1 protein-coding gene is annotated in these 504 nt (G+C 71.4%); it reads right to left on the bottom strand.

Annotated elements, in window-relative coordinates; translation table 11 throughout:
* Positions 1–504: ABC transporter transmembrane domain-containing protein (locus AC1DVP_RS21465; RefSeq protein ID WP_477185500.1), on the bottom strand; the 504-nt coding region annotated here is incomplete at both ends.

The following is a 504-nucleotide window of genomic DNA, read 5'->3' on the forward strand; positions in this document are numbered from 1 at the left end:
GACGACGGCCTCGGACACTGCGCCCAGCATCCCGCCGACCCGTTCCCGCACGGCCGTGTAGCGCGCGTTGACGCGCTTCTGCAGCGGCTGCAGGAGCAGAAAGAGGGGCACGAACCCGGCCCACACGATGAGCGTGAGCTGCCAGGAGTACACGGTCATGAGCACCGTGGCGACGGCGATCTGGAGCACCGAGACCAGCAGCATGATCCCGCCCCACTGCACGAACAGCGAGATCGTGTCGACGTCCGAGGTCACCCGGGAGACCAGCGAGCCGCGCCGCTCCGTGTTCTGGGTGAGCACCGACAGGTCGTGCACGTGGCGGAACGCCCGGGTGCGCAGCGCCAGCAGCCCGCTCTCGCTCGACCGGAAGAGCCGGACGTTGACGTACGCGGAGCAGACGGCGCCGACCAGCAGGCCGACCGCGGCGAGCCCGGCGAGGACGGCGACGCGGTGCACGTCCGGGCCCCCGGGCGCCAGGATGCCGGTGTCGACGGTCTGCTGGAC

The sequence above is a fragment of the Flavobacterium sp. P3_A6 genome (assembly GCF_056403035.1).